General features: G+C 31.7%; 7 protein-coding genes and 1 pseudogene. 4 read left to right on the top strand and 4 right to left on the bottom strand.

Going from position 1 to position 6594, the window contains the following annotated elements; genetic code table 11:
• Window positions 1–62: 62 nt before the first annotated feature.
• The 4 genes and pseudogenes from JK216_RS17115 to JK216_RS16865 all read left to right on the top strand — a co-directional run.
• Window positions 63–167, top strand: a pseudogene (locus tag JK216_RS17115) (hypothetical protein); the annotation flags it as partial.
• A gap of 412 nt (window positions 168–579) precedes the next feature.
• A complete protein-coding gene (locus JK216_RS16875) occupies window positions 580–1059 on the top strand; it encodes a hypothetical protein (RefSeq protein ID WP_212715396.1) in 480 nt (159 codons plus the stop codon).
• Between the two features lie 53 nt (window positions 1060–1112).
• The gene (locus tag JK216_RS16870; protein ID WP_212715395.1) at window positions 1113–1790 is read left to right on the top strand and encodes a hypothetical protein; all 678 of its coding nucleotides are present in this window, start codon (window positions 1113–1115) and stop codon (window positions 1788–1790) included.
• A gap of 928 nt (window positions 1791–2718) precedes the next feature.
• Complete coding sequence (locus JK216_RS16865; protein ID WP_212715394.1) at window positions 2719–3348, top strand: hypothetical protein; 630 nt, start codon at window positions 2719–2721, stop codon at window positions 3346–3348.
• Here the strand turns inward: JK216_RS16865 and JK216_RS16860 are convergent.
• From JK216_RS16860 to JK216_RS16845, 4 genes are all read right to left on the bottom strand, one after another.
• Complete coding sequence (locus JK216_RS16860; protein ID WP_212715393.1) at window positions 3341–3889, bottom strand: hypothetical protein; 549 nt, start codon at window positions 3887–3889, stop codon at window positions 3341–3343. The genes JK216_RS16865 and JK216_RS16860 overlap by 8 nt on opposite strands.
• Before the next feature lie 79 nt (window positions 3890–3968).
• A complete protein-coding gene (locus JK216_RS16855) occupies window positions 3969–4196 on the bottom strand; it encodes a hypothetical protein (protein WP_212715392.1) in 228 nt (75 codons plus the stop codon).
• A 48-nt stretch (window positions 4197–4244) separates the two neighbouring features.
• Entirely contained in the window at window positions 4245–5522 is a 1278-nt protein-coding gene (terL, locus tag JK216_RS16850) for a phage terminase large subunit (RefSeq protein ID WP_212715397.1), read from the bottom strand.
• A gap of 732 nt (window positions 5523–6254) precedes the next feature.
• Window positions 6255–6594: lysis system i-spanin subunit Rz (locus tag JK216_RS16845; RefSeq protein WP_212715391.1), on the bottom strand; the 340-nt coding region annotated here is incomplete at its 5' end.

The following is a 6594-nucleotide window of genomic DNA, read 5'->3' as shown; positions in this document are numbered from 1 at the left end:
GAGCTGTTCCTGATAATGGATAAACTCAGAAGACGCCAGGCTCTGTCACAGGAAACAGACGAATGAATAAAACCGCCCACGCCGATGCCCCGCCACACCCCGTATCGGTACGCTGGCAGTTATGGATTGTCGCTGTCGGTTTTTTTATGCAGTCACTGGACACCACGAAAGTTATTCATTCACTAACACCACAAAATCAAACAAAAACTATATATAACAATAAGATAGGCAATAAAACTTTTTTAACCACAGTTAATGATAACTATTATCATTTAAATGTCATTATCAAAATAGACTGTTAGAGTTCAGTACTGGCATAATGGTAGTACTGAATGAAATAATAATGAATATCATTATCATCTAACTTTGATAGGACTGATCCAACTAATGATCAACTTCTTCTATAAGAATCGTACTACCCTACTCATTTTGTTATTAAGTATTGTAGTAATAATGATTCTACCAGCAGTCATTCTGAAAAATTTCTTTCATCAGGACTTGAAGAACTGGCAAGTACTACTGACACCATTAATCACTATCGTTTTATACATATCCGGTTTATCAAAGTTAGATGAATGGATGGCTACTAAGAAAAAAAATACTTGTATCGAACTGATTGAATTAATATCAAAACAAAATAACATCATCAGGAAAATAGTAAAAATTCATCAGTATGAACTAACTACACCTCGTTGGATAAAGATAGAAGAAGACAACATAGATGATAAAGTAGAAACATATACTGCCGCATTCGATGAACTCTACAATGAAAGATTCGACATTAATCTTGAAATAAATGAAAAATTAAAAACACTAAGAATACTTAATGTTAGAGTTGATGATATAATTGATGAACTCATATTTTCATGTGAAGTAGTTATTGAATACTTTGATGAATGGAACCATATGGCTTATGGTAACTTTGATCCTGTCGGTGAATTCCCAATAACTTTATATCACAACCACCTGAATAAATTAAAAACATCAATAAAATATAATAAGGAACTACAGTTAAAATATACAGAAAAAAAATTCAATAAACTTTTTAGCATCAACTAACGCGCGTTTGTCATGATTAGAAAATCATAATAGTACTGAAGAGATAACAAAGAATGAAATCGATACTTGAACAAAGAAAAATAATCCGTAATAACGACAAGATAATAATAGGAGCATTTATAGGTGGAATAATAATGACAGTCGTTTTTACTATATTGTCATGGACACCAACAACAAAATTTAAAGATATAGCACCAGTAATCCTAAGTTCCATAACAATATTAATTGGCCTGTTCACTGCTGTGAAAGTATTAAAATGGAATGAAGTAAAAAGAAATGATAAAGGTTTTGAAGTAGCACAAAATATAGTAATGAAAACTTATGAATCTTTAATGATAATATCAAAAATGGAGAAACTAATAGCAGGCGCTGCTGATAGATTTAAAAATAAAAAAATAGAAGACGGCGACTTAGGATTTATAGCTAACTTTCTGAAAGAAATTTCGAATGAATTCATCACTAAACAATATGAAATAAACACCGCATCTATGTCATTAAAGAAATGGAACATCACTTCTAAGAAAGTTATAGAGGAGCCTATAATTAAAATATCAGTTCATTATGAATTCTTAGTTAATTCATTAATCAAAATCAGAAATGGTGAAGTAAACACTCACGCTGGCATAAAAGAAATACATAAAGAGGTGATTGAAAGGTTTTTCGCACTTGATGAAATAATCAAAGAATACAATAAATTTTCGATAGATGATTTATACGAATTCAATAACTAAGTTTTTCAACAAAAAACGGAAATATAACACAGTCGCGTTTGTCGATTTTAATTTAGTACTATCATAATTAACTAACAATAAAACAACAATGATAGTACTGAATTATTTTAAAAGAATGTAGGATTGAACAGTACTACTACAGTTATTAACTATCAGAGAATAGTCTTTTCACTGTGATAGTACTGATAAAAATAAACTATTAATGGATAGTAAAGTTAATCATGATAGTACTGAATTCAATCACTACCCTATCACTATGACGTTAATCATTAGAGAATGATGATAGTACTGAATAATATTAAAACCGCTTAGAATGCGATACAGGACGTTTTAGAGCTATATAAATCAAAACAACAGATAGTGAAAAAAACAGGTATAGTTATTTTTTTTGACTTGATTTTCTTTTATTTTTGTGTTGAATTATAATCATTCTCATTTAAAACAAAAGATAGATAGAATAATAGTACTGAATATTTAAATCAAAATTAAAGCAAACGATTGCGTAAAAAAACCACCCTGTCACGATGAAATGACAGGATGGTTATAGGATAGTACTGAACGATGTCAGTACTGATAGAATGGAAATAGAAGGGATGTTTAAGAAGATATTTAGTACGCATAACAATGATTATGTTAAATAGGTACATTTAGTACTGCCATTATGGACTACACGATGATTAAACAGTTCAGTACTGGCATTGTTCAAACCGCCCTGCCCTACTCTGGATTTTTATTTTGGAAGCATAGTACTGTGGATTGAATGGTTCAGTACTAACGATTTGATTTAATTGACTTTTTTGGAGGGTGCTATGGGGGATTTTTGGCGCTCGCTTTCTTTTACAAGACGTTTCAAATTTTTGTGATATTTTTTATCATTCAGTACTATCATCTTCTCTTAAAGATATAGACACCTATCGGAGTATAAATTTTGAAAAAACAAAGTAATGAAACATTCCTGTTTGGTATGGCATTTGGAATAGGGTTAAGTACAATTTTTTATCTATTTTGGGACTCTATAGTCAACACTAATTTTATGTACGTAGCAGCACCTACAATTGCTTTTCTAGCATTATGCCTTGCTGGATACTCCGCAATAAAGGTTGTTAAATGGCAGGATTCAAAAATGAATGAGTCTAAATTTAAAGTTATTGAAGAAATAACTGATATAAAAGTAGAAATAAAAATAGCATTAATGAGAGTAAAGTCCACAATTAACACTAAAAAAGAGAAAGGGAGAGAGATTGAGCGTGAATTTTTAAATCAGCAGTTACATTTAATAGATGAAAATTTAAACACATTAACTATCAAAATGACAAAAGCTGAAACATTAGGGTTGCTATCAGAAGAGTATAACCATGACATTGTACAACTTGTGAATGGCTATTCTGCCCTATCTGCTTTAGTAAAAATCATGGAACAAAAAAATCAAATAACATTAAATTCAGCAGAAGAAATAAAAAAAATTGATTCGTTGCTAAACGAAATAATTAATACAATAGATCAGACGAGTAGTATACAGTTAACTACACTGACCGAAATAATCCATAAAGCTACATAACCCTCATATAAGGGTCTGTAGTTTTCTGAATTTCTTCATTAATGATTCTATGGAAGTCCTCTAAGTATTGAGGACTGAATGTTTCAGTAAATCCATCCTTCATTTCATCTCTACTAATAAAGCCACCTGGTAATTCTTTTTTGATTCTTGTTTCTATATGAGCTGCTAATTCATAATTCATTCTTACTTCATAGTACAGCTTATGATGATAGATAGAAAAACTATCAGTGAAATTTTTACGGATATTACCGTCTTGTTTTGTAATCCCTATTTTTATTGCTACAAGGTCTTGTTGATGTTCATCTTTATAGATTTTTTGAATGTAGAGTGATTGATTTTCAAAATCCCATTTTTCGTATTCACAGCGACAATGTATCAATGGAAGTACTGATAATGGATGAAAAATCTCTTTATTACATTTCTTACATTTGATTTTCTGATCAGAAGTAATGTCATTATTCATTCTAACTATTTTTAATATTGGATTTAGATTGTTAGTTACTTCATTGATAAGAAAGTATTTCATTAATTTTGGGTTCATAATTCCACCTTAAAAAAAGGCAAAGAAGTGATTAGCTTCGATGCCCTGAAAAAACAAAGGAATTTACAAATGAAAAAAGTTATTGCCCATTGATTGCTATATCTATCATATCTTGAATGACTTTTAGTATAATATGTAGATTATCTGGATCGGGATGTTCCATAACAATGTGATTATTTTCATCTAACGCATGATTAGCAAGAAAGCCAAACAGAACACTTAGACACAACCAAAATAATTTAGATAGTGATATTTTTTTCGCAATATTAACAATAAAACTTTTTCGGAGTTTATTTAATATTTTCATATTATTCTCCATATAACTGAATATTATAATAATATTCCCTTTAGTAGTTTAATTAATATCGAACATACTACCGAATCCTGAATTATTATCATCCCATCTAATGGTTACATCATTAATACTCATAGTTCTGTATGAATTTTTCAAAGACCTATCATAGTAGTCTTCAATCCATTGTTCAGTAATTTCTTCTTTTTGTTTTTGAGAGTCGATATTCATTATTTCTTTAAAATGACTAACTCCCATAGCCAGTACATCTATTTTGTCATCAGTCGCTAAACATCCCTTTTGTCTTGTTATTCTTGTTAACTGATAAAATAAGGAATGTTTGATACTTTGAATACCTTCTTTATCTTTAGCATTTTGATAATCAAGACTAATGATATCTGGTGAAACAATGAGTTTATGTGAGTTTAATACAGGCTCTAATGTATCGCAGATACGCATTTCTTTTTGTTTATTGTTACGTATTAAAGTAATTTCACAGGGATGGATTTTCTTAACTACTGGTTCTAATAGTGCTTTATACATACCATCACCAAAGTTTGATTCAGTGATAATTTCATGGACTTTATGTTCTTTTGCTATATCAGCTAAACTTTGTAATGTCTTCGTACCATAACCATCAAAAAAGCCTCCTGATTCCATTAAGTAGATATATCCGTTTAAGAAATATAAAACAACGTAGGCTGATTCATCTTTACCTTTACCTGATGGATCGACTACTAAGATTCTTTTTTGATATTCATGAGTCTCAGTACTACTACTTTTCGCATAAAAGTAGTTATCACCTTTCAGTCCTATCAGTGGTAAATCTTTTACTGTTCTGTTAGGGTCTGGTAACCAATCCCATATTAAAGGTGATTTAGTTTTATCAAGTTCTGAAACGATTAAGTTCTTTAATTTCAGTGGATACTTTTCAATATCTGATAAATTAGGGTTCAATTGGAACTGTAAGGCGAAACCTGCCGCACCATAGGATAATTCACGTGAAAGTAGATCTTCATGACTGAATCGTTGTGGATCTGTGGGCTTGTTTGATAGAAATTCAATACCTGCTTCTTCAATATCGCTTTGAATAATATCAGCAAGCCTTGTACCATAACTTGCCATATCAGCATTATTCTTTGGATATCTGGCAGGCCATATTTTAGTACTGAACCCTCTATTCTCCAGCTCTTTATACAGTGTCATTTCTGACTGTGGTGTTCCCAGATAAATTATCTTTCCACCGGGTTTTATAATTGCGTCCAGCTCTTTAACCTGTTCAAAAAGCTTATCTCGGGTAGTTTGAGTTTGTGAATTGTTGAAACTTTCAACCGTTTTTATTAAAGTAAGTTCGCTATTCCTTACTCCATCATATTATGATGCTATATATTTCTATATAGATTAGACTATATCTTGTATAATTTAATTATACCCCACCGCTTCGATTCGCTTGAATCTACTCCCTTACATTCATCAGGGATAGTCGTTACACGTTCCATTATTTAAATGGCTTCGCTCGGTATTGTCTTCAACATTACTTGTTAAGAGTTCCACCGAATTCAATGGGTTTAAAGACGACATTTTATAGTTTATCGTCTGCTATGATTATGTCAGCACGTGAACCTGTTAACTGACCAGATACACCGATTGATTTTACCGAAGGTGAAGCATCTGGCTTTGCTGGACGAACATCAAATATTAATCGTGAATCACGTTGTGTCTTGGTGTCAGGTTCTAAGTGATTAAGGAATGGTACTAAACCGATGATTTGACGTATAAACGTGGCATTAGCGTCAGCTCGATCTTTACTGCTACTGACAATCANTGATTTTTACTTGAGGATCTCGCCATAACTGCCAACAGACATAACCACAAGTAATGAACGACTTACCAACACCTCGGAATGCCTGAAGAATAAACCTATCAGGAGCATTCACAAGATACTTAGCAATATCCATTTGTATTCGTGTTGGATTTGGTAGGTTGAGATATCCCCACAACACATATATAAATTTATTAAAATCATTTTTTAGCTCAGTCATTTGAGCATTTTGTTTAGCCATTCCTTAGCCCTTATTTTTTCAATTCACTATTTTCCTTAGTGAGCGTTGTAATTACTTCTTGTAGATGGATAATCCATTGATCAGCCTTTATTGCTTGGGAGACAAGAAATTCAGAAGATCCTTTTGAAAGCTCGGCGTACTCATAAGACTGCTGTCCACTTGAATTTGCTGTACTACAGGTTCCGGTACTTTCACTTCTTGTGACTTGGATGCGCAACCGCTGATTATTAGTACTAAGAGTATTGATAGTATGTTCAGTTTCGGTTTTGATGCTTTCCATTTTTGTTTGATAATCTTTAGTAATTGCATTTACTTGATCCTGATTGTCTTGTTTGAGTTTTATTACTTCT

This window comes from Tatumella sp. JGM94 (assembly GCF_018257595.1).
Taxonomy (GTDB): domain Bacteria; phylum Pseudomonadota; class Gammaproteobacteria; order Enterobacterales; family Enterobacteriaceae; genus Tatumella; species Tatumella punctata.
Note: the sequence above shows the minus strand (reverse complement) of the source record. Positions and strands in the feature narration are given on the sequence as shown.

Coding starts and splice junctions, on each gene's coding strand:
- JK216_RS16875 (WP_212715396.1), top strand. CDS start 580: ATGGCTACTAAGAAAAAAAATACTTGTATCGAACTGATTGAATTAATA.
- JK216_RS16860 (WP_212715393.1), bottom strand. CDS start 3,889: ATGAACCCAAAATTAATGAAATACTTTCTTATCAATGAAGTAACTAAC.
- JK216_RS16870 (WP_212715395.1), top strand. CDS start 1,113: ATGAAATCGATACTTGAACAAAGAAAAATAATCCGTAATAACGACAAG.
- JK216_RS16855 (WP_212715392.1), bottom strand. CDS start 4,196: ATGAAAATATTAAATAAACTCCGAAAAAGTTTTATTGTTAATATTGCG.